This is a genomic window from Pseudomonas quasicaspiana (genome assembly GCF_021147825.1).
GTDB lineage: Bacteria > Pseudomonadota > Gammaproteobacteria > Pseudomonadales > Pseudomonadaceae > Aquipseudomonas > Aquipseudomonas quasicaspiana.
Genome location: NZ_JAGTPI010000008.1, coordinates 87,119 through 108,759, shown reverse-complemented (window position 1 = coordinate 108,759; position 21,641 = coordinate 87,119). Strand labels below are relative to the sequence as shown.

Below are 21,641 nucleotides of genomic sequence, written 5' to 3'. Positions count from 1 at the left end.
GCTGATGTTATCGCGGGCAAGCGCGCTCCTACAGTTGGATCGCGTTTCAGCTGTAGGAGCGCGCTTGCCCGCGAATGCTTTTTAACAGGCCACAACAAATCCCACTGTCATCCCCCCTTTCAGCCACTAATGCGCCCCTCACCTGATGTAATTTCACCACTCGTCGGTACAGAGAGAAACCTTCTCAATGAGTTTTGACAAGCATTCTCATTAACATTAGTATCCCCGGCAACGAGAAATTACAGCGATGGTTCTCATTTATGTATGTCTGCCTCTGCCAAGGTGTTACCGACGGTCAAATCCGAGATGCAATATTCGAGGGTTGCTGCAGTTACAAAGACGTCCGTGAAACACTGGGTGTTGCCACCAAATGTGGCAAATGCGCCTGTTTAGCCAAAGAAGTGGTACGCGAAACCCTTACCGAGCTGCAAACCAGCCAGGCGGCGTTAGCTTATCCAGCAGAATTTTCACCCGCCTGATTGACCTATTTCAAAGAACCGGACCTAGTGTCCGGTTTTTTTATGCCTGTAATTCAAACGCTTAGCGTCAAGATGCGGAACACAAACATTCTTATTCCTATTTAATTTCACTTATTATTCAATAACTTAGGTTTGACAGACTAATACGCGCAGATCAAACTCGCGCTTTATATATACAAGCCATCGGCAGGACCTCAAAAATGAAAGGCGACATTACAGTCATCCAGCATCTCAACAGGATCCTCGGAAACGAGCTGGTCGCGATCAATCAGTACTTCCTGCATGCCCGCATGTATGAAGATTGGGGCCTGAACAAGCTGGGCAAGCACGAGTATCGCGAATCCATCGACGAGATGAAGCACGCTGACAAGCTCATCAAGCGCATCCTGTTCCTGGAAGGCCTGCCTAACCTGCAAGAGCTGGGCAAAATCCTGATCGGCGAACACACCAAGGAAATGCTTGAGTGCGACCTGAAGATCGAACACAAAGGCCTGGTTGATCTCAAAGCAGCCATTGCTCACTGCGAAGTCATCGGTGACTTTGGTAGCCGTGAAATGCTGGAAGACATACTCGAGTCCGAGGAAGAACATATCGACTGGCTGGAAACCCAACTGGGCCTGATCGAGAAAATCGGTATCGAGAACTACCTGCAATCGCAGATGGGCGAAGACTGATCCATCTGGTCTGCCGGTAACGAAAAAGCCCCGCTTTCGAGAGAAAGCGGGGCTTTTCTTTGTCGCTACGTTGGTGCCGTATGCACACCAACCGGTAGGAGCAAACTTGTTCGCGAAGCGTCAGGTCAGCCAACACATCTGCAAACCGGTCAACCGCTTCGCCAACAAGTTGGCTCCTACAGGTAAGCGGCCAAGGTGACGGTAACGAAAAAGCCCGCCTTCTCTCGAAAGCGGGCTTTTCTTTGTCGCTACGTTGGTGCCGTATGAACACCAACCGGTAGGAGCGAACTTGTTCGCGAAGCGTCAGGTCAGCCAACACATCTGCAAACCGGTCAACCGCTTCGCCAACAAGTTGGCTCCTACAGGTAAGCGGCCAAGGTGACGCTAACGAAAAAGCCCGCCTTCTCTCGAAAGCGGGCTTTTCTTTGTCGCTACGTTGGTGCCGTATGAACACCAACCGGTAGGAGCGAACTTGTTCGCGAGGCGTCAGGTCAGCCAACACATCTGCAAACCGGTCAACCGCTTCGCCAACAAGTTGGCTCCTGCAGGTGAGCGACTCTTATCAGGCTTCGGTATTACCCGCAGCTGCCTTGGCTGCTGCGCCTTTCACCAGCTCTTGCAGCGAGCCGTCAGCCTGCATTTCCGTGATGATATCGCTACCGCCGACCAACTCACCGGCCACCCACAGTTGCGGGAACGTTGGCCAGTTGGCGTACTTTGGCAGGTTGGCGCGGATTTCAGGATTTTGCAGGATGTCGACATAAGCGAATTTTTCGCCACATGCCATCAACGCCTGGGAAGCCTTTGCCGAAAAGCCGCACTGCGGGGCATTCGGAGCACCTTTCATGTAGAGCAGAATGGTGTTGTTGGCAATCTGGTCTTTGATCGTTTCGATGATATCCATGGAGCACCTCGGCTTAACTTTTCCGACTCAGTTGTCGACACGGTGGCGCATTGTAACGGAAACCCGAGCGCTACGCTCAGCCTTACCTTACGCCGGCGATCATGCCGCAGCGACCTGAACGCTCACGCCATTGAGTACCGCATTGCCGGAAAGGCTATCAAGTTCTCGCTCATCGGTCAGGTCGTTGGCACTCTCCCCCGGCTGCTGCGCGGCAATGTCCATCTGCACACCGGGTTTGGCATGCCCCCAGCCATGAGGCAGGCTGACTACGCCCGGCATCATGTCCAGACTGGCTAAAACCTGCACCTCAATAACGCCCACCCGGGAACTCACGCGTACTTGCTGCCCGTCGCTCAAGCCACGACTGACCAAGTCATCAGGGTGCATCAACAGATGATGACGAGGCTTGCCCTTAACCAACCGATGATAGTTATGCATCCACGAATTGTTGCTGCGTACATGGCGGCGGCCGATCAGTAACAACTCACCCGCTGCCGGAGCGTCAACCCGCGCAAACCGCTTGAGGTCCGACAGGACAACATCAGGCGCGGCCTGAATACGGCCATTGGCGGTCTTCAGACGCGGGCCGAGATTGGGCTTCAACGCGCCAAGGTCCAGACCATGAGGATGCTCCCGCAAGGTGTCCAGCGAAAGCTTGTAATCCGAACCATCACCGTAAAGACCCGCACGCAGACCGCGATCAATCATCAGCGCCGGAGGCATCGTCGGCTTCAACTCTCGCCCCGCCCTTGCGGCAAAGGCTTTCGCCAGCCCGACGAAGATTTCCCAGTCGTGCAGCGCCCCCTCGGGTTTGGCCAGAATGGCCCGATTGAAGCGCGTGACGTTACGCACCGCAAACGTGTTGAACGTCGTGTCGTAGTGGTCATTTTCCAGTGCCGAGGTCGAAGGCAGAATCAGATCGGCATGGCGCGTGGTCTCGTTGATGTAAAGATCGATGCTGAGCATGAACTCCAGACCATCCAGCGCCTGATCAAGCTGGCGGCCATTGGGCGTCGATAAAACCGGGTTGCCTGCGACTGTCACCAGGGCCTTGATCTGCCCCTCCCCCTCATTGAGCATTTCTTCCGCCAATGCCGCGACTGGCAGCTCACCGGCGTATTCCGGCAACCCGGAAATCCTGCTTTGCCATTGATTGAAATGACCGCCGGACGTTGCGCCCACCAGATCCACCGCTGGCTCGGTACAGAGCACACCGCCCACCCGATCAAGATTGCCTGTCACCAGATTGATCAACTGCACCAGCCAGTGACACACCGTGCCGAACACCTGAGTGGAAATGCCCATTCGCCCATAACACGCAGCTTTGTCAGCAGCGGCGAAGTCTCGCGCCAGCTGGCGAATCTGCCCGGCCGGTACCCCACATCGCAGACTCATGGCTTCGGCACTGAAATCAGCGATAGCGGCCCGCACCAGATCCAGCCCGTCCACTGGCAAATGGCTGTCGCGGATGAGGCCCTCCTCGAACAACGTATTCAGCAACCCAAACAGTAAGGCTGCATCGCCACCCGGTCGCACAAAAATATGCTGATCGGCGATTGCAGCCGTTTCAGTGCGCCGAGGATCGACCACCACGACTTTTCCACCGCGAGCCTGGATAGCCTTCAAACGTTTTTCGACATCCGGCACGGTCATGATGCTGCCATTGGATGCCAGCGGGTTCCCGCCCAGAATCAGCATGAAATCGGTGTGATCGATATCGACGATGGGCAGCAGCAAGCCGTGGCCATACATCAGGAAACTGGTCAGGTGATGGGGAAGCTGGTCGACAGAGGTCGCCGAGTAGCGATTACGGGTTTTCAGCAAACCCAGAAAGTAATTGCTATGGGTCATCAACCCGTAGTTGTGTACGCTCGGATTGCCCTGATAGACCGCTACGGCGTTCTGGCCATAACGTTGCTGGATATCCAGCAACCGCTCGGCGACCAGATCAAATGCCGCCTGCCACTCGATGGGCCGCCACTGATCGCCCACACGCTGCATGGGTTGGCGTAATCGGTCAGGGTCATTCTGAATATCTTGCAGCGCCACCGCCTTGGGGCAAATGTGGCCGCGACTGAACGAGTCCAGGGGATCGCCCTTGATCGAAGTGATCGACACCTGATTTTCAGCACTGGTGGTGGTCTCGATGCTCAAGCCACAGATGGCTTCGCAGAGATGGCAGGCACGGTGATGGAGGGTCTTGGTCATGGCCAGCCTCATATTTTGTCAGGACGACCTGAAACGATCGCTCAAACGAAACTATGGGGCGTGGCTTGCGACTGCGCCAGAGACGTTCGTCTCATGAATCGACAGGCATCAGGCGGGCCGATGACTAAAAACGATCAACCGCCGATAGGGGTGATTTTGCGCTGCAGCTGGATTTCGTGGACCGTTTCGATCTGCTCTTGAGCCAGATGAACGCCGGTCAACTCGCCGATCAGGCGCCAGTGTTCATCAAGCCCGGAACTGATTGTCGCCATCCGGTCGATCATGTGTCGTCCGGCAGCCCGGGTGACTTCATCGTTACTGCGCAACAGCTCGAAAGACATGGACGTCATCGAAGCTGTGAGGTGCGTAAGGGTACGAGCCGTGAGCCCGAGTAATTCCGTCAACTGTTTTTCTTTAGATTCCATTCCCCACCCCCTGATACGCGATGCGCAGTTATAACCTACGGCGATTATTTATGGAACGGGCTAACAGTGCGCCGCGTGAAGCAGATCGCATAAGCCAACGATATGACCTTCCGAAAGTAAAACTGTTGCAGAAATCGCACCAATTGCAATGTCACATCGCGGCAGTGTACAAATACCTGCCTCGGTTGCCAGAAAATGGCCAGTTGCCGCCAGCCAGAGCATTATCTGGTTCGAGAGCGCCATCAAGTTCTAAATGCAAAAAACGCCTGTGTTGCGAATAAAAAACATTCGGACATGAGCATCCTATTGGTAAGAGGCGACATTTTTTTATACCATCGCGCCTTCCCTATTCGTCGCCCCGTGCGGCTTCCGCCGCAGGTCTCGCCCGTTTTCCCGATAAAACCCGGCTTTGAGCATCTGCGGTCTGTTGCAAAAAAGGTAGTTAATAATGAACGCCAGGCACTTTCTCTCGATGATGGATTACAAGCCAGAAGAACTCCTGCGCTTGATCCGTCGAGGCGTAGAGCTCAAAGACCTGCGAAACCGAAGCGTGCTTTTCGAACCGTTGAAAGGTCGGGTTCTGGGCATGATCTTCGAGAAATCTTCGACTCGTACCCGTGTTTCGTTTGAAGCCGGCATGATCCAGCTTGGCGGTCAGGCCATCTTTTTGTCCCCTCGTGACACCCAATTGGGCCGTGGCGAGCCGATTGCCGATTGCGCGAAAGTGCTTTCAAGCATGCTTGATGCCGTGATGATCCGTACTTTTGCCCATAGCAATCTGACCGAGTTCGCCGCTAATTCCCGCGTGCCTGTCATCAATGGCCTGTCCGATGACTTGCACCCCTGCCAACTGCTGGCCGACATGCAGACCTTCCTTGAGCATCGCGGCTCAATCAAAGGCAAGACCGTTGCCTGGATCGGCGACGGCAACAACATGTGCAACAGCTATATAGAAGCCGCGATCCAGTTCGACTTCCAGTTGCGCGTGGCTTGCCCTGAAGGCTATGAGCCAAATCCGGAGTTTCTGGCGCTGGCGGGTGATCGCGTGACTGTGCTGCGTGATCCGCGTGCAGCAGTGGCGGGTGCGCATCTGGTGAGCACCGATGTCTGGACTTCCATGGGCCAGGAAGAAGAAACCGCCAGGCGCATCGCCTTGTTCACCCCGTTCCAGGTCACCCGCCCCCTGCTCGATCTCGCTGACAAAGACGTGCTGTTCATGCATTGCCTGCCAGCGCATCGTGGCGAAGAAATCAGCGTCGACCTGCTTGACGATCCTCGCTCTGTGGCATGGGACCAGGCTGAAAATCGCCTGCATGCACAGAAGGCGCTGCTGGAGTTTCTGGTTGCGCCTGCCTGCCAGCCAGCATGAGTTCGCCACTGCTGCTGAACCTGCGCAATCTGGCCTGTGGATATCAGGAACAACGCGTGGTGCAGGATTTGAACCTGCACCTCAACGCAGGGGATATCGGCTGCTTGCTGGGCTCATCGGGCTGTGGCAAGACCACGACTTTACGCGCCATTGCCGGGTTCGAGCCGGTTCACGCCGGGGAAATTACTCTGGCTGGCGAAGTCATCTCCAGGCCAGGCTTTACCCTGCCTCCTGAGAAACGCCGGATCGGCATGGTGTTTCAGGATTACGCGCTTTTCCCGCACTTGAGCGTTGCCGAGAATGTCGCCTTTGGCATTCGCAAGCATCCACGCCTCAAGCAAGTGACCGACGAGCTATTGGAGCTGGTCAATCTGGGCGCCTTAGGCAAACGCCTGCCTCATGAATTGTCCGGCGGCCAACAGCAACGCGTTGCGCTGGCACGTGCGTTGGCGCCAGAGCCGCAACTGCTGCTGCTCGACGAACCGTTTTCCAATCTGGACGGCGAACTTCGCCGCCGCCTCAGTCACGAGGTCCGCGACATCCTCAAGGCCCGAGGCACCAGCGCAATACTGGTCACACACGATCAGGAAGAAGCCTTCGCTGTCAGCGATCATGTAGGCGTCTTCAAAGAAGGTCGTCTGGAACAATGGGACACGCCCTACAACCTGTATCACGAACCGCTGACTCCCTACGTCGCCAGCTTTATCGGTCAGGGGTATTTCATTCGCGGCGTCATGATTGACCCGCAATCCGTTCAGACCGAATTGGGTGTACTGCAAGGCAACCGCGCTTACTCAGGCACAAAAGGCAGCGCAGTGGACGTATTGCTGCGACCGGATGACATCGTCTTCGATGCCGATAGCACTCTTGCCGCCCGCGTCACCAGCAAAACCTTTCAGGGCGCAGCGACGCTTTACCGCCTGCAACTGCCTACCGGCAGCCAACTGGAAGCGGTTTTCCCTAGCCATGCGGATTATCAACCCGGTGAGCAGGTAGGCATTCGGGTATCGGCCGACCATCTGGTGCTGTTCCCGGCGGCAGGTAGTGTGGCGGTGCAGCAGGCGGTTTAGCCCAGACTCACCATCAACGTCCCGCCGGCCACCAGCGTGGCATGCCCGCCGATCTTCACCCGATCCCCTTCCAGCCGACAGAACAACGCCCCGCCACGTTCAGAACACTGGTAGGCATTGAGCACATCCTTGCCCAGTCGACCGGCCCAGTACGGAATCAACACACAGTGGGTCGAGCCGGTGACCGGATCTTCGGGAATGCCAATTGCCGGAGCGAAATAGCGCGAGACGAAGTCAGCGTGTTCACCCTTCGCGGTCACGATCACACCAGGCCAGGGCAACCGTGCCAGCGCCGCCATGTCAGGCGTGCATTCACGCACTGCCTGTTCGGACTCAAGCACCACCATCAACTCCGCCGAACCCAGCGCATCAACAATACTGGTGCCCAAGGCACGCTCAAGCTCAATGGTCACGCCGACCTCGTGAGGAATCATCGCCGGGAAGTCCAGCAGCAATAGCCCCTCCTCACGCGTGACGCTCAGAGCACCTGACTTGCTGAAAAAATCGAGCTGCTCCGAAGGCTCGCTGAAAATATTAAACAGCACATGAGCAGCAGCCAGCGTCGCATGCCCACACAAGGGGACTTCAGTCCTGGGCGTGAACCAGCGGATGTGCCAACCGAGCGCCTCGCGAACAACGAACGCGGTTTCCGCTAGATTGTGTTCAGCGGCAATGCGCTGCATCAACTCATCAGCCAGCCATGCATCGAGGCGATAAACCATCGCCGGATTGCCACTGAACGGACGATCACTGAAGGCGTCGACCTGATGAAACTCGAGATACATAAGTGATGCTCCAGTGCGATTGAAAGCCTTGGTTACTCTGGCCAAACAAAATGCAAACCAGTGAATTGGAATGCATTTCTGTAGGAGCTGCCGCAGGCTGCGAAGCGTTCATCCTGACACACCGCTATCGCAGCCTTCGGCAGCTCCTACAGATTCTGTGACTGCCGCGAACCTGGCGGCAGTTATTGAAATTCTTCCGTAGGTGAGTTGCGTGCAGCTACAAAGCAGAGAACTACTTTCAGCCGCGCCCCACCGGCGCAAACATCGCGCCGGTATGTTCAGCAAGTGCCTTCGGCGCCAGTTCTACTTCAAGACCGCGCCGCCCGGCACTGACGTAAATCGTCGCGAACTGCTCAGCGCTTTGATCAATAAAAGTACGCAACCGCTTCTTCTGACCCAGCGGGCTGATACCGCCCAAGAGATAGCCGGTGGAGCGCTGCGCAGCAGCCGGGTCAGCCATTTCGGTTTTCTTGGCCTTCGCAGCGGTTGCCAACGCCTTGAGGTCCAGGGTGCCAACAACCGGCACCACAGCGACCAGCAATTCACCTTTTTCAGTACTTGCCAGCAGTGTCTTGAATACCTGCGCCGGTTCGAGGCCCAACTTCTCCGCCGCCTCAAGGCCATAAGAGGCAGCTTTGGGGTCATGTTCGTAACTGTGTATTCGGTGTTCAGCACGAACTTTTTTCAACAGATCCAGTGCAGGTGTCATACAGCGCTCCAAGGCCAAGGCGACCATTACTGGTGGATTATTCTAGGCGACCAACCGCCTGTATACCCCGCGATTACTGGGCAGGACGTGAAATGCTCAAAAAAATCAAAGAAGGTGTACACAACCCCGATCAATGCGCGTAAAAAGCCCTGCGCCTGACAGTGCCCACAGGTTCGGTTCCACCCTCAGCCACATTCGTTCCTGTTTATTTTTTTTCGTTTGCGAATATTCACTGGAACTTTAGTTCCATTTAAGGTCGAATCCAGAGGTCGAGGATGGGGTTTCCTCGAGCTCGTTAAAAGACGCGCACTGGTGGATTTCACACAGAGCCGCACAAGAACAAAAAAGAGGTTTACATGACGAATGCACTGCAAGAACCAACGCTGAAAGGTCAATGCGTGGCCGAATTCATGGGCACCGCCCTGATGATTTTTTTCGGTACCGGCTGTGTCGCAGCGCTCAAGGTTGCGGGTGCCACGTTCGGGCTTTGGGAAATCAGCATTATCTGGGGCCTGGCAGTCGCCATGGCTATCTATCTGAGCGCAGGTGTTTCCGGCGCGCACCTCAATCCGGCCGTCAGCATCGCGCTGAGTATTTTTGCCGGTTTTGAAAAACGAAAACTACCCTTCTACATCGCCGCACAAATCGCAGGTGCCTTTTGCGGTGCCGGTCTGGTTTATCTGCTGTACACCAGCCTGTTCTTCGAATTCGAACAAACGCATCAGATGATTCGTGGTTCAGTTGCCAGCCTTGAACTCGCCTCAGCATTTTCCACCTATCCCAACCCGGCCATTTCCGTAGGTCAGGCTGCACTGGTGGAATGTGTAATCACGGCGATTCTGATGTGCGTCATCATGTCCTTGACTGACGACAACAACGGCCTGCCCCGCGGCGCACTCGCGCCTCTGCTAATCGGTTTGCTGGTGGCACTGATTGGCGCCTCGACTGCTCCACTGACTGGCTTCGCGATGAATCCGGCCCGGGATTTTGGTCCTAAACTGATGACGTTCCTCGCGGGCTGGGATGAAGTCGCGTTTACCGGTGGCCGTGACATACCGTATTTTCTGATTCCGATTTTCGCGCCGATTCTTGGTGCGTGCCTCGGTGCCGCTGGCTATCGTGCGCTGATTGCGCGCCATCTGCCACGCGCCGTTCCTGCTGTAGAGACTGTGGCTGTAAAAGACGCTGACGTTGTTCCAGGCAAAGCCCAGATTTCATCTTGAATCTCGCGCGTCTGCTTTTAACTTCACCCATTAGCACAAGGCAATCGACATGACCGACTCACAGAACAAGAACTACATCATTGCCCTCGATCAGGGCACGACCAGCTCTCGTGCAATCATCTTTGACCGCGACGCCAATGTCGTCAGCACCGCGCAAAGCGAATTCGTTCAGCATTACCCCCAAGCGGGTTGGGTTGAACATGATCCTATGGAGATCTTCGCCACTCAAACCGCGTGCATGACCAAAGCACTGGCTCAGGCTGATCTGCACCACAATCAGATTGCCGCCATCGGTATCACCAACCAGCGTGAAACCACGGTTATCTGGGAAAAGGAAACCGGTCGTCCTATTTATAACGCCATCGTCTGGCAGTGCCGCCGCAGTACCGAAATCTGCCAGCAGCTCAAGCGCGACGGCATGGAAGAGTACATCAAGGACACCACTGGCCTGGTGATCGACCCGTACTTCTCGGGCACCAAGGTCAAGTGGATCCTCGACCACGTTGAAGGCAGCCGCGAACGCGCCCGCAAAGGCGAGCTGATGTTCGGCACCATTGATAGCTGGCTGATCTGGAAATTCACTGGCGGCAAGGTGCACGTCACCGACTACACCAACGCATCACGCACCATGCTCTTCAACATCCACACCCTGGAATGGGATCAGCGCATGCTCGACGTGCTGGATATCCCGCGCGAGATGCTCCCGGAAGTGAAAAGCTCGTCCGAAGTTTACGGCCAGAGCAAAAGCGGTATTCCGATTGCCGGTATCGCAGGCGATCAGCAAGCCGCGCTGTTCGGCCAGATGTGCGTCGAACCCGGTCAGGCCAAAAACACTTATGGCACCGGCTGCTTCCTGTTGATGAACACCGGCAAGAAAGCCGTGAAGTCCGCCCACGGCATGCTGACCACCATCGGTTGCGGTCCGCGTGGCGAAGTGGCTTACGCGCTGGAAGGCGCTGTGTTCAACGGCGGTTCGACGGTGCAATGGCTGCGTGACGAGCTGAAAATCATCACCGATGCCGTCGACACCGAATACTTCGCGGGCAAGGTCAAGGACAGCAACGGCGTTTATCTGGTGCCAGCATTTACCGGTCTGGGCGCTCCGTACTGGGACCCGTATGCCCGTGGTGCATTGTTCGGCCTGACACGCGGTGTGAAAGTCGATCACATCATCCGCGCAGCGCTGGAGTCCATCGCTTACCAGACACGCGACGTTCTGGACGCCATGCAGCAAGACTCGGGCGAACGCCTGAAATCCCTGCGGGTTGACGGCGGCGCAGTGGCTAACAACTTCCTCATGCAGTTCCAGGCCGACATCCTCGGCACTACGGTTGAACGCCCGAAAATGCGCGAAACCACTGCATTGGGTGCCGCCTATCTGGCCGGCCTGGCCATTGGTTTCTGGAGCAGCCTGGACGAGTTGAAGAACAAGGCGGTTATCGAGCGCGAGTTCGAGCCGCAATGTGCCGAAGAAGAGAAGGAAAAGCTCTACGCCGGCTGGCAGAAGGCCGTAGCGCGCACCCGCGACTGGGAACCGCACGACAACAACGACTAACGGTTACGCTTGCGACGGAGTGGCAGGATCATCGCTTTCGAGTTTCCGGCTGACAGGCAGTACACGCCTGCGGCATCATGGGCGCCATTTGGCAGCCTGAAGGACACTCAACAAAAATGAACCTGCCTCCCCGTCAACAGCAAATCCTCGAGCTGGTCCGTGAACGCGGCTATGTCAGCATCGAGGAAATGGCCACGCTATTCGTTGTAACCCCTCAGACTATCCGCCGCGATATCAATCAGCTTGCGGAATCGAACCTGTTGCGCCGCTACCACGGTGGCGCAGCTTATGACTCGAGCATTGAAAACACCGCTTACGCCATGCGTGCGGATCAGATGCGCGACGAGAAACAACGCATCGGCGAAGCCATTGCCGCACAGATCCCCGATCACGCGTCGATATTCATCAACATCGGTACGACCACCGAGTCGATCGCCCGCGCCCTGCTCAACCACAACAACCTGAAAATCATCACCAACAATCTGCACGTCGCCTCGATGCTCAGCGCCAAAGAGGATTTCGATGTCCTGCTGGCGGGCGGCAACGTGCGTCGTGACGGTGGTGTGATGGGTCAGGCAAGCGTGGACTTCATCAACCAGTTCAAAGTCGATTTCGCGCTGGTGGGCATCAGCGGGATTGATGAAGACGGCAGTCTGCTGGATTTCGATTATCAGGAAGTACGCGTCTCCCAGGCGATCATTGCCAACGCCCGGCAAGTCATTCTGGCTGCCGATTCCAGCAAGTTCGGCCGCAACGCCATGGTTCGTTTGGGACCGATCACCCTGATCGACTGCCTGGTAACTGACCAGGCCCCGGCTCCCGCACTGGTGCAGTTGCTGGCGCAGAACAAGATTCGGCTGGAAGTGGTTTAGAGCCAATCGCGCTTCGAAAGTCATATCCGTAGGACCAGCTTTAGCCGGGAGGGCCGTGGTTCTGCCAAAGAAGATTTAGCGAACAGCCCAAAGCCCTCCCGGCTAAAGCCGGTCCTACGGGTTTCCTGTGCCATCCCACCATGTTCACTTTTGTTCCTTTCTCCCTTCCCGATCAGTATTTTCAATGACAACTGACTGGAAGCCCCTGCGTTATTGAGCTATGATTTTCGAAAATGAACATTAATGTTCGAATTCGTTATCCGAGCAATAAACTCAGGAGGCCATCGATGCCCCATTCCAACGTGTCTACACCGCCACTTTCCGAGGTCTACGACATCGCCGTTATCGGTGGTGGGATCAATGGTGTCGGGATCGCAGCGGATGCCTCCGGTCGCGGTCTGTCAGTTTTTCTGTGTGAAAAAGACGACCTGGCCAGCCATACCTCTTCTGCCAGCAGCAAATTGATCCACGGTGGCCTGCGCTACCTGGAACATTACGAGTTCCGACTGGTGCGTGAAGCACTGGCAGAACGTGAAGTGCTGTTGGCCAAGGCGCCGCATATCGTCAAGCCGATGCGCTTTGTGCTGCCACACCGCCCACACTTGCGCCCTGCGTGGATGATCCGCGCCGGTCTGTTCCTTTATGACCACTTGGGCAAGCGCGAGAAGCTGCCGGGTTCGCGCAGCTTGCGTTTCGGTAGCGACAGCCCGCTGAAATCGAATATCACTCATGGTTTCGAATATTCGGATTGCTGGGTCGACGACGCCCGTCTCGTAGTGCTCAACGCCATGGCCGCCCGTGAACAAGGCGCGCACATTCACACCCAGACGCGCTGCCTGAATGCCCGCCGTACCAACGGCCTGTGGCACCTGCACATGGAGCGCGCCGATGGCACGCTGTTTTCGATCCGCGCCAAGGCGTTGGTCAATGCTGCCGGCCCATGGGTTGCCAAGTTCATTCGTGACGACCTGAAGCTGGATTCGCCGTACGGCATCCGTCTGATCCAGGGCAGCCACCTGATCGTGCCGAAACTGTATGAGGGGGAAAACGCGTTCATTCTGCAGAACGAAGACCAGCGCATCGTGTTCGCAATTCCTTATATGGAGCGCTTCACCATCGTCGGCACCACGGATCGCGAGTACCAAGGCGACCCGAACAAGGTCGAGATCACCGACGGCGAGATGGACTACATGCTCAAAGTGGCCAACGACCACTTCAAGAAGCAACTGAGCCGCGATGACGTTCTCAGCACATGGTCCGGCGTTCGTCCGCTGTGCAACGACGAGTCTGACAACCCTTCAGCCATCACCCGCGACTACACCCTGTCGCTGTCCGGTGGTGCTGATGAAGCACCAATCCTGTCGGTGTTCGGCGGCAAGCTGACCACCTATCGCAAGCTGGCAGAGTCGGCGATGGCGCAACTGGCCCCGTTCTTCAAGCAGATGAAGCCAAGCTGGACAGCCAAATCCAGTCTTCCCGGTGGCGAAGACATGACCACTCCGGCGGAGTTGGCCAACCAGTTGGTCAGCCGCTTTGGCTGGCTACCAGGCGAAATCGCGCAACGCTGGTCTCGCACTTACGGGAGCCGCACCTGGCGTCTGCTGGAAGGCGTACAGAGCATTGCCGATCTGGGCGATCACCTGGGCGCGGGCTTGTACACCCGGGAAGTCGACTACCTGTGCAGCACCGAATGGGCAACGACTGCTGATGACATTCTGTGGCGCCGCAGCAAACTCGGCCTGTTCATGACCGCTGAGGAGCGCGAAGGCGTTCAGCAGTATCTGGACACTGTGGCGCGTAACAAAGGTGCTTTTGCAGCGGCTTTGATAGGTGCTGCCGCTGCTCCTTTGCTTGTCACTGACACAGCGCTCGTGCACAGCAAATAAAGGCCTCAGTGGGAGCGAATTCATTCGCGAATGCGGTGTGTCAGACCCGGATGTTTTGTGGACTGCCCCCTTCGCGAATGAATTCGCTCCCACGGGTTCTGCATTTCTACCGCCAGTGCCCCATTCGGATTTCCGAACACCTCTCCCCCATTAGTTCGGCATCCCGGACGCCGGCCTCTCCCCCGCCTGGATCACACCCGGATTTATCCTCTTATAAATCAGCCAGTTAACCTCTATAAACCAGCTTGGCACGCCTCCTGCTCTGTAATAAGCAGTCGATTGCTTCGACCGTAGCCTGTCTTCTGTCGGCCGCCGTTGAAGCATGGACCGAAGAGGCGGCCGCCAGGTAGCAGGCCCCATAAAAAAAATAATTCGAGGTATAACCGATGCGCATCGTTCCCCATCTTCTGGGCGCAGCAATCGCTGCTGCTCTGATCAGCTCTCCAGTTTCTGCCGCCGAATTGACCGGCACCCTGAAGAAAATCAAAGAGTCCGGCACCATCACCCTCGGTCACCGCGACGCTTCGATCCCTTTCTCCTACATCGCTGATGCTTCCGGCGTGCCGGTGGGTTACTCCCACGACATCCAGCTGAAAATCGTTGAAGCCATCAAGAAAGACCTGGACATGCCGGACCTTAAGGTCAAGTACAACCTGGTCACTTCGCAAACGCGTATCCCGCTGGTGCAGAACGGCACCGTCGACGTTGAATGTGGTTCGACCACCAACAACGTTGAGCGCCAGCAACAGGTCGACTTCTCGGTCGGCATCTTCGAAATCGGTACCCGTCTGTTGTCCAAAGCAACTTCGGAATACAAGGATTTCGATAACCTGAAAGGCAAGAACGTCGTGACCACCGCGGGCACCACGTCCGAGCGCATCCTCAAGTCCATGAACGCTGACAAGCAAATGGGCATGAACGTGATCTCGGCCAAAGACCACGGCGAATCCTTCCAGATGCTGGAATCGGGTCGTGCAGTGGCATTCATGATGGACGACGCCTTGCTGGCCGGTGAAATGGCCAAGGCCAAGAAGCCGACTGACTGGGCTGTAACCGGTACCCCTCAGTCTTACGAAATCTACGGCTGCATGGTGCGTAAAGGCGATGAGCCGTTCAAGAAAGCCGTCGATGACGCCATCGTTGCGACCTACAAATCGGGCGAGATCAACAAGATCTACGAAAAGTGGTTCCAGGCTCCAATCCCGCCAAAAGGCCTGAACCTGAACTTCCCGATGAGCGACGAGCTGAAAAAACTGATCGCCGAACCGACCGACAAAGCGGCAGACGACAAAAAGGCCTAAGCGCCGATTACCCACTCGTCAATAAAACAGCCTGAGACCGCACCGTGCGGTTTCAGGATGCCGTGCATGCATCTGGATCGATCAGAGGGGAGACCCTGATGAATTACAACTGGGACTGGAGCGTTTTCTTCAGGTCCACTGGCGTCGGCAGCGAAACCTATCTGGACTGGTACATCTCAGGTCTGGGCTGGACTATCGCTATCGCTGTCGTTGCCTGGATCATCGCCTTGCTGCTGGGCTCCGTGCTCGGTGTCATGCGTACCGTACCGAACCGTATAGTTGCTGGTATTGCCACGGTCTACGTGGAAATCTTCCGTAATGTGCCGCTGCTGGTGCAGCTGTTCATCTGGTACTTCCTGGTGCCGGATCTGCTGCCTGAAGGCATGCAGGAGTGGTACAAGCAAGACCTGAACCCGACGACTTCCGCGTTCCTCAGCGTGATCGTCTGCCTGGGTCTGTTTACTGCTGCACGGGTGTGTGAACAAGTGCGCACCGGTATCGAAGCGCTGCCTCGCGGCCAGGAATCTGCTGCTCGCGCCATGGGTTTCAGACTGCCGCAGATCTACTGGAACGTGCTGCTGCCACAGGCTTACCGGATCATCATTCCGCCGCTCACCTCCGAATTCCTCAACGTGTTCAAGAACTCATCGGTGGCGTCGTTGATCGGCCTGATGGAATTGCTCGCGCAGACTAAACAGACCGCCGAGTTCTCCGCCAACCTGTTCGAAGCCTTCACCCTGGCGACACTGATCTACTTCACCCTGAACATGAGCCTGATGTTGCTGATGCGCCTGGTCGAGAAGAAAGTCGCTGTGCCCGGACTGATCTCCCTGGGGGGCAAATAATGGATATGGACTTTTCTGGAGTCGTTCAGGCCATTCCCGGTATGTGGAACGGCATGGTCATGACCCTGCAACTGATGGTCATGGGCATCATCGGCGGTCTGGTGCTGGGCACCCTTCTGGCTTTGATGCGCTTGTCGTCGAGCAAGCTGCTGGCCAACGTGGCCGGTGCTTACGTCAACTATTTCCGCTCCATTCCGCTGCTGCTGGTCATCACCTGGTTCTATCTGGCGGTGCCGTTCGTGCTGCGCTGGATCACCGGCGAAGACACGCCCATCGGTGCGTTCACCTCCTGCGTCATCGCATTCATGATGTTCGAGGCGGCCTACTTCTGCGAAATCGTTCGTGCCGGTGTGCAGTCGATTTCCAAGGGCCAGATGGGCGCAGCGCAAGCGCTGGGCATGACCTACGGGCAGATGATGCGGTTGATCATCCTGCCTCAGGCCTTTCGCAAGATGACCCCGCTGTTGCTCCAGCAAAGCATCATCCTGTTTCAGGACACCTCGCTGGTTTACACCGTAGGCCTGGTGGACTTCCTCAACGCCTCGCGGGCCAGTGGCGACATCATTGGCCGCGCCAATGAGTTCCTGATCATCGCCGGTCTGGTGTACTTCACGATCAGCTTTGCCGCCTCGTTGCTGGTGAAGCGTCTGCAAAAAAGGTTCGCCGTATGATTTCCATCAAAAACGTTAACAAGTGGTATGGCGACTTCCAGGTGCTGACTGATTGCAGCACCGAGGTCAAAAAAGGCGAAGTGGTCGTGGTCTGCGGCCCGTCGGGCTCCGGCAAATCGACTCTGATCAAATGCGTGAACGCCCTGGAACCGTTCCAGAAAGGCGACATCACCGTGGACGGTACTTCGATTGCCAACCCTAAAACCAACCTGCCGCAATTGCGCTCCCGGGTTGGCATGGTGTTCCAGCATTTCGAACTGTTCCCACACCTGAGCATCGTTGAAAACCTGACCATTGCGCAGATCAAAGTGCTGGGGCGCAGCAAGGAAGAAGCGACTGAAAAAGGCCTGAAGCTGCTGGATCGTGTAGGTCTGTCGGCCCACGCCAACAAGCATCCGGGCCAATTGTCCGGCGGTCAGCAACAGCGTGTAGCGATTGCCCGGGCACTGGCCATGGACCCGATCGTCATGCTGTTCGACGAACCGACCTCGGCGCTCGATCCGGAAATGGTCAACGAAGTGCTCGACGTAATGGTGCAGCTGGCTCAGGAAGGCATGACCATGATGTGCGTGACCCACGAAATGGGCTTCGCCCGTAAAGTGGCCAACCGCGTGATCTTCATGGATCAGGGACAAATCGTTGAAGACTGTGAGAAAGAAGAGTTTTTCGGTGATGTCAGCGCCCGTTCCGAACGTGCGCAGCAGTTCCTCGCTAAAATTCTTCAGCATTAAGTGAGACTCGACAGCGGCTCGGCGCTTTGAAGCGTCGGGCCGCTGTTCGGCTCAGGACGACTGTGATGAAATGCGACCCCAATCTTTATCGCGCCGCGCCGCCATCACTTGCCGTGAAACCCCGTCTGATTCGCCACCTGTTTCTGCCGCCATTGATCATCGTGCTGATGTTCGGCCTGGGCTACGTCGCCTATTTGATCAGCGAACACTACGGCATCAAAACCCTCAGCGAGAGCGGCGAACGTCAGCTTGAGCTGCACGCCCGCACCCTCGAAAGTGAAATCAACAAATACACTTATTTGCCCAGCGTGCTGGAGCTGGAGTCCAGCGTCTCAGCCCTGCTCAACGACCCTACTCCCGAGCTGCGCAGCGAGGTCAACGATTACCTTGAAGGCCTGAATCGCCGCAGCCGTAGCCGGGCAATTTACGTACTCGATACCTCCGGCCGGGTACTTGCCACCAGCAACTGGCGCGATGCCGACAGTTATCTGGGTGAAGACCTGTCATTCCGGGCTTATTTTCAGGATGCGGTGCGGGGTTTGCCGGGACGCTTCTACGGCATCGGCAGTACCACCGGTGAGCCCGGTTATTACCTGGCGCACGGTCTGGAAGAGAAAGGCAAGATCGTCGGCGTGGCGGTGATCAAGGTGCAACTCGAAGCCCTGGAGCAGCGCTGGCAACGTGCACGACTGGAAGCCTTCGTCAGCGATGAGAACGGCATCATTATTCTTTCCAGCGACCCGGCCCGACGTCTGAAATCAGTACGCCCACTCACGCCGGAAATCAAAGAACGTCTGGCACGCAGCCTGCAATATTACTGGTGGCCGCTCAACGAGCTGGTGCCGCTGGAGCGCGAGTTGCTTTCGGAGGGTGTGGAGAAGCTGACCTTCCCGGCCAATGTCAGCGTCGACCTTGAACACAAACAGGTCAGCTATCTGGCCCAGACACGCCAGTTGAGCGACACGCCCTGGCATCTGACGCTGCTGACGCCCCTTGAAGACCTGCGCCGTGAAGCAGGCAGTCAGGGCATGCTGGTCGCGGTGGCCTGCGCACTGGTCGCGTTTCTGCTAATCGCCTGGAATGAACGGCGCAAAGTGCTTTCAACCCGCCTCGCCGCACGTGAAGCCCTGCAAGCGGCCAATGACGAACTGGAGCGCAAGATCGCCGAGCGCACCGAGCATTTGCGTGCCAGTAACGAACGCCTCAAGGGTCAGATCCGCGAACGTCGGCAAGCTGAAGACACCTTGCGCAAGGCACAGGACGAACTGGTTCAGGCGGGCAAACTGGCGGCTATCGGGCAGATGTCCACCAGCATTGCCCACGAACTGAATCAACCGCTGGCTGCACTGCGTACCTTGTCCGGCAACACCGTGCGCTTCCTCGAACGGGGCGCGCTGGATACCGCCAGCACCAACTTGCGCACCATCAACGATCTGGTCGACCGCATGGGCCGTATCACCGCCAGCCTGCGCGCGTTCGCCCGTCGTGGAGATGACAAGGGTCAGGCCAGACTCAGCAAAGCCGTCGATGCTGCACTGCAGTTGTTGACCCCACGCCTGGAAAGTTTTTCCCTCGAACTGCACCAGCGCTATGCCGACGCCGAGCTGATGATTGATCAGACTCGCCTCGAGCAGATTCTGGTCAACCTGATTGGCAACGCTCTGGACGCCATGCACGCCCAGCCCCTGCCGGAAATCTGGCTTGAAGGCTCGGTCATCGAAGGCCGTTACTGCTTGCGGGTTCGAGACAACGGCCACGGCATAGACGACGAAACCCGCAAGCATCTGTTCGAACCGTTCTTCACCACCAAACCCGGCGAGCAAGGTCTGGGACTGGGCCTCACCCTCTCCGCCAGCCTCGCAGCCGCAACCGGTGGTAGCCTGAGCGCTGAACAGCCGGAGAGTGGCGGTACAGCGTTTGTGTTGTGGTTGCATGTGGTGAAGGAGCCTCAGGTATGACCAGCTCTGCTTTTGTAGGAGCTGCCGAAGGCTGCGAAAGCGATGAACCTGACACACCGCGGTTCGCAGCCTGCGGCAGCTCCTACAGGGTTTACCAAGCCAAAGATGAGACCTTCAAATGACCACTGACCTGACCGTACTCATCGTCGAAGACGACCCTCACGTTTTGCTCGGCTGCCAGCAGGCGCTGACGCTGGAGGACATTCCCAGCGAAGGCGTGGGCAGTGCCGAAGAAGCATTGGCGCGGATCGGCGATAACTTTGCCGGAATCGTGATCAGTGATATTCGTCTGCCAGGCATTGATGGTCTGGAGTTGCTCAGCCGTCTCAAGGCGCGTGACCGCAGCCTTCCCGTGGTGTTGATCACCGGTCATGGCGATATCTCCATGGCAGTCAACGCCATGCGCGACGGCGCTTACGATTTCATGGAGAAACCCTTCTCCCCTGAACGTCTGGTGGAGGTGACCCGCCGCGCCCTTGAGCAGCGAGGTCTGGCGCGAGAAGTCTGGTCATTGCGCAAGCAACTGGCCGAGCGCGATTCACTTGAAGGCAAGATCATTGGCCGCTCGCCCGCCATGCAGAACTTGCGCGCGCTGATTGCCAACGTTGCCGACACTTCAGCCAATGTGCTGATCGAAGGTGAAACCGGTACCGGTAAAGAGCTGGTTGCCCGCTGCCTGCATGATTTCAGTCGTCGTCATCAGCACCAGTTCGTAGCGCTCAACTGCGGTGGCCTTCCGGAGACCCTGTTCGAAACCGAAATCTTCGGCCATGAATCCAACGCGTTCACGGGCGCGGGCAAGCGACGCATCGGCAAGATCGAACACGCGCATAACGGCACGCTGTTTCTCGATGAAGTGGAAAGCATGCCGATCAGCCTGCAGATCAAACTGCTGCGGGTTTTGCAGGAGCGAACGCTGGAACGCCTCGGCTCCAATCAGAGTGTCGAAGTGGATTGCCGGGTGATTGCCGCGACCAAGTCAGACCTCGATGAGCAAAGCAAAGCCGGACAGTTCCGCAGCGACCTGTACTACCGGCTGAACGTGGTCACGCTTGAACTGCCGCCGTTGCGGGAGCGTCGTGAAGACATCCTGCAACTGTTCGAACACTTCCTTCAGTTGTCCGCGTTGCGTTTTGATCGCGAGCCTCCAGAACTGGACCCGAACACGTTATCGAGCCTGATGAGCCACGACTGGCCCGGTAACGTAAGGGAGTTGCGTAACGTCGCCGAACGTTATGCCCTGGGCTTGCCCGCTTTCAAGAAACCCAACGCCAACCCGGAAGAACCTCAAAGTCTGGGCTTCGCCGAAGCCGTGGAAGCCTTCGAGAAAAACCTGCTCAGCGAAGCCCTGCAACGCAGCGGCGGCAACCTGAGCCAAGCCAGCCAGGAGCTGGGCATGGCCAAGACCACGCTGTTTGATAAGGTCAAAAAGTATGGGCTTGGATAATCACCCCGGACCTGTAGGAGCCAACTTGTTGGCGAAGCGAAATTGCTGATCACGCAGGTCTGACGCCTCGCCAACAAGTTGGCTCCTACAGTTCATGCTTATTTCAATTTTAGAAAGAGGATTCTGTGGATCTAGTGTTCAAAGCCCTGATCGGCGCAGCCGTCGTGGTCATTCTCGCCGCACTGGCCAAGACCAGAAACTACTACATCGCAGGCCTGGTGCCGCTGTTCCCGACTTTCGCCTTGATCGCTCATTACATCGTTGGCAAAGGTCGTTCTCTGGACGACCTCAAGACCACCATCCTGTTTGGCATGTGGTCGATCATTCCCTACTTTGTCTATCTGGCGGCCCTGTACCTGCTGGTGGACCGCTGGCGGCTGGAGGTGTCACTCGCACTGGCCGCCGTCGCCTGGCTGGTGGCGGCGACGTTGCTGGTGACGTTGTGGGTGAGATTTCATGGTTGAAGGACAAAAACGTCCTATGGCCCCGGCGCCCTGTGGGAGCGAATTCATTCGCGAAAGCGGTTTCC

19 protein-coding genes and 1 pseudogene are annotated in these 21,641 nt (G+C 56.8%); 15 read left to right on the top strand and 5 right to left on the bottom strand.

All coding sequences use genetic code 11. The features are described from left to right. Window positions 1–260: 260 nt before the first annotated feature. Complete coding sequence (locus tag KDX30_RS07955; RefSeq protein WP_027900753.1) at window positions 261–479, top strand: bacterioferritin-associated ferredoxin; 219 nt, start codon at window positions 261–263, stop codon at window positions 477–479. 200 nt (window positions 480–679) lie between these two features. Beyond that, complete coding sequence (bfr, locus tag KDX30_RS07950; protein WP_027900754.1) at window positions 680–1,153, top strand: bacterioferritin; 474 nt, start codon at window positions 680–682, stop codon at window positions 1,151–1,153. A 562-nt stretch (window positions 1,154–1,715) separates the two neighbouring features. Here bfr and grxD read toward each other — a convergent pair. The 3 genes from grxD to KDX30_RS07935 all read right to left on the bottom strand — a co-directional run bounded on the left by grxD (window position 1,716) and on the right by KDX30_RS07935 (window position 4,690). Then, window positions 1,716–2,057, bottom strand: coding sequence for a Grx4 family monothiol glutaredoxin (gene grxD, locus KDX30_RS07945; protein WP_087269113.1), 342 nt, complete (start codon window positions 2,055–2,057; stop codon window positions 1,716–1,718). 99 nt (window positions 2,058–2,156) lie between these two features. Continuing rightward, the gene (locus KDX30_RS07940; RefSeq protein WP_231675443.1) at window positions 2,157–4,265 is read right to left on the bottom strand and encodes a molybdopterin oxidoreductase family protein; all 2,109 of its coding nucleotides are present in this window, start codon (window positions 4,263–4,265) and stop codon (window positions 2,157–2,159) included. A 134-nt stretch (window positions 4,266–4,399) separates the two neighbouring features. Continuing rightward, complete coding sequence (locus KDX30_RS07935) at window positions 4,400–4,690, bottom strand: hypothetical protein (protein ID WP_027900758.1); 291 nt, start codon at window positions 4,688–4,690, stop codon at window positions 4,400–4,402. 448 nt (window positions 4,691–5,138) lie between these two features. Here KDX30_RS07935 and argF point away from each other — a divergent pair, with 448 nt between their 5' ends. Then, entirely contained in the window at window positions 5,139–6,059 is a 921-nt protein-coding gene (gene argF, locus KDX30_RS07930) for an ornithine carbamoyltransferase (protein ID WP_231675442.1), read from the top strand. Then, window positions 6,056–7,129, top strand: coding sequence for an ABC transporter ATP-binding protein (locus KDX30_RS07925; RefSeq protein WP_231675441.1), 1,074 nt, complete (start codon window positions 6,056–6,058; stop codon window positions 7,127–7,129). The genes argF and KDX30_RS07925 overlap by 4 nt, the downstream gene beginning before the upstream one ends. Here the strand turns inward: KDX30_RS07925 and KDX30_RS07920 are convergent. Beyond that, complete coding sequence (locus tag KDX30_RS07920) at window positions 7,126–7,914, bottom strand: PhzF family phenazine biosynthesis protein (protein ID WP_231675440.1); 789 nt, start codon at window positions 7,912–7,914, stop codon at window positions 7,126–7,128. The two genes, KDX30_RS07925 and KDX30_RS07920, sit on opposite strands and share 4 nt — an antisense overlap. A 238-nt stretch (window positions 7,915–8,152) precedes the next feature. Continuing rightward, entirely contained in the window at window positions 8,153–8,623 is a 471-nt protein-coding gene (ybaK, locus tag KDX30_RS07915) for a Cys-tRNA(Pro) deacylase (RefSeq protein ID WP_099270590.1), read from the bottom strand. Between the two features lie 356 nt (window positions 8,624–8,979). Here ybaK and KDX30_RS07910 point away from each other — a divergent pair, with 356 nt between their 5' ends. The 11 genes and pseudogenes from KDX30_RS07910 (at window position 8,980) to KDX30_RS07860 (ending at window position 21,576) form a co-directional block, all read left to right on the top strand. Next, entirely contained in the window at window positions 8,980–9,846 is an 867-nt protein-coding gene (locus tag KDX30_RS07910) for an MIP/aquaporin family protein (protein WP_099270388.1), read from the top strand. 49 nt (window positions 9,847–9,895) lie between these two features. Continuing rightward, the gene (gene glpK / locus KDX30_RS07905) at window positions 9,896–11,401 is read left to right on the top strand and encodes a glycerol kinase GlpK (RefSeq protein ID WP_027900764.1); all 1,506 of its coding nucleotides are present in this window, start codon (window positions 9,896–9,898) and stop codon (window positions 11,399–11,401) included. Between the two features lie 116 nt (window positions 11,402–11,517). Further along, a complete protein-coding gene (locus KDX30_RS07900) occupies window positions 11,518–12,273 on the top strand; it encodes a DeoR/GlpR family transcriptional regulator (RefSeq protein WP_027900765.1) in 756 nt (251 codons plus the stop codon). Window positions 12,274–12,560: 287 nt separating this feature from the next. Beyond that, a pseudogene (gene glpD / locus KDX30_RS07895) lies at window positions 12,561–14,096 on the top strand (glycerol-3-phosphate dehydrogenase); the annotation flags it as partial. 449 nt (window positions 14,097–14,545) lie between these two features. Further along, the gene (locus tag KDX30_RS07890; RefSeq protein ID WP_099270390.1) at window positions 14,546–15,460 is read left to right on the top strand and encodes a glutamate/aspartate ABC transporter substrate-binding protein; all 915 of its coding nucleotides are present in this window, start codon (window positions 14,546–14,548) and stop codon (window positions 15,458–15,460) included. A 98-nt stretch (window positions 15,461–15,558) separates the two neighbouring features. Next, a complete protein-coding gene (locus tag KDX30_RS07885) occupies window positions 15,559–16,305 on the top strand; it encodes an amino acid ABC transporter permease (RefSeq protein WP_122703942.1) in 747 nt (248 codons plus the stop codon). Beyond that, window positions 16,305–16,976 (top strand): amino acid ABC transporter permease, encoded by a 672-nt coding sequence (locus tag KDX30_RS07880; RefSeq protein ID WP_164581605.1) that lies wholly within the window; start codon window positions 16,305–16,307, stop codon window positions 16,974–16,976. Before KDX30_RS07885 ends, KDX30_RS07880 begins: the two co-directional genes overlap by 1 nt. Beyond that, window positions 16,973–17,707, top strand: a complete 735-nt coding sequence (locus KDX30_RS07875) for an amino acid ABC transporter ATP-binding protein (protein WP_099270392.1) — start codon at window positions 16,973–16,975, stop codon at window positions 17,705–17,707. The genes KDX30_RS07880 and KDX30_RS07875 overlap by 4 nt, the downstream gene beginning before the upstream one ends. A gap of 65 nt (window positions 17,708–17,772) precedes the next feature. Beyond that, a complete protein-coding gene (locus KDX30_RS07870; RefSeq protein ID WP_231675439.1) occupies window positions 17,773–19,665 on the top strand; it encodes a two-component sensor histidine kinase AauS in 1,893 nt (630 codons plus the stop codon). Between the two features lie 118 nt (window positions 19,666–19,783). After that, complete coding sequence (locus tag KDX30_RS07865; protein WP_027900771.1) at window positions 19,784–21,112, top strand: two-component response regulator AauR; 1,329 nt, start codon at window positions 19,784–19,786, stop codon at window positions 21,110–21,112. Window positions 21,113–21,246: 134 nt separating this feature from the next. Next, window positions 21,247–21,576, top strand: coding sequence for a GlpM family protein (locus tag KDX30_RS07860; RefSeq protein WP_122703974.1), 330 nt, complete (start codon window positions 21,247–21,249; stop codon window positions 21,574–21,576). Window positions 21,577–21,641: the final 65 nt, after the last annotated feature.

What these genes read in the sequence shown, in the direction of transcription:
- KDX30_RS07955 (WP_027900753.1), top strand. Translation starts at nt 261, where the DNA reads ATGTATGTCTGCCTCTGCCAAGGTGTTACCGACGGTCAAATCCGAGAT.
- bfr (WP_027900754.1), top strand. Translation starts at nt 680, where the DNA reads ATGAAAGGCGACATTACAGTCATCCAGCATCTCAACAGGATCCTCGGA.
- grxD (WP_087269113.1), bottom strand. Translation starts at nt 2,057, where the DNA reads ATGGATATCATCGAAACGATCAAAGACCAGATTGCCAACAACACCATT.
- KDX30_RS07940 (WP_231675443.1), bottom strand. Translation starts at nt 4,265, where the DNA reads ATGACCAAGACCCTCCATCACCGTGCCTGCCATCTCTGCGAAGCCATC.
- KDX30_RS07935 (WP_027900758.1), bottom strand. Translation starts at nt 4,690, where the DNA reads ATGGAATCTAAAGAAAAACAGTTGACGGAATTACTCGGGCTCACGGCT.
- argF (WP_231675442.1), top strand. Translation starts at nt 5,139, where the DNA reads ATGAACGCCAGGCACTTTCTCTCGATGATGGATTACAAGCCAGAAGAA.
- KDX30_RS07925 (WP_231675441.1), top strand. Translation starts at nt 6,056, where the DNA reads ATGAGTTCGCCACTGCTGCTGAACCTGCGCAATCTGGCCTGTGGATAT.
- KDX30_RS07920 (WP_231675440.1), bottom strand. Translation starts at nt 7,914, where the DNA reads ATGTATCTCGAGTTTCATCAGGTCGACGCCTTCAGTGATCGTCCGTTC.
- ybaK (WP_099270590.1), bottom strand. Translation starts at nt 8,623, where the DNA reads ATGACACCTGCACTGGATCTGTTGAAAAAAGTTCGTGCTGAACACCGA.
- KDX30_RS07910 (WP_099270388.1), top strand. Translation starts at nt 8,980, where the DNA reads ATGACGAATGCACTGCAAGAACCAACGCTGAAAGGTCAATGCGTGGCC.
- glpK (WP_027900764.1), top strand. Translation starts at nt 9,896, where the DNA reads ATGACCGACTCACAGAACAAGAACTACATCATTGCCCTCGATCAGGGC.
- KDX30_RS07900 (WP_027900765.1), top strand. Translation starts at nt 11,518, where the DNA reads ATGAACCTGCCTCCCCGTCAACAGCAAATCCTCGAGCTGGTCCGTGAA.
- KDX30_RS07890 (WP_099270390.1), top strand. Translation starts at nt 14,546, where the DNA reads ATGCGCATCGTTCCCCATCTTCTGGGCGCAGCAATCGCTGCTGCTCTG.
- KDX30_RS07885 (WP_122703942.1), top strand. Translation starts at nt 15,559, where the DNA reads ATGAATTACAACTGGGACTGGAGCGTTTTCTTCAGGTCCACTGGCGTC.
- KDX30_RS07880 (WP_164581605.1), top strand. Translation starts at nt 16,305, where the DNA reads ATGGATATGGACTTTTCTGGAGTCGTTCAGGCCATTCCCGGTATGTGG.
- KDX30_RS07875 (WP_099270392.1), top strand. Translation starts at nt 16,973, where the DNA reads ATGATTTCCATCAAAAACGTTAACAAGTGGTATGGCGACTTCCAGGTG.
- KDX30_RS07870 (WP_231675439.1), top strand. Translation starts at nt 17,773, where the DNA reads ATGAAATGCGACCCCAATCTTTATCGCGCCGCGCCGCCATCACTTGCC.
- KDX30_RS07865 (WP_027900771.1), top strand. Translation starts at nt 19,784, where the DNA reads ATGACCACTGACCTGACCGTACTCATCGTCGAAGACGACCCTCACGTT.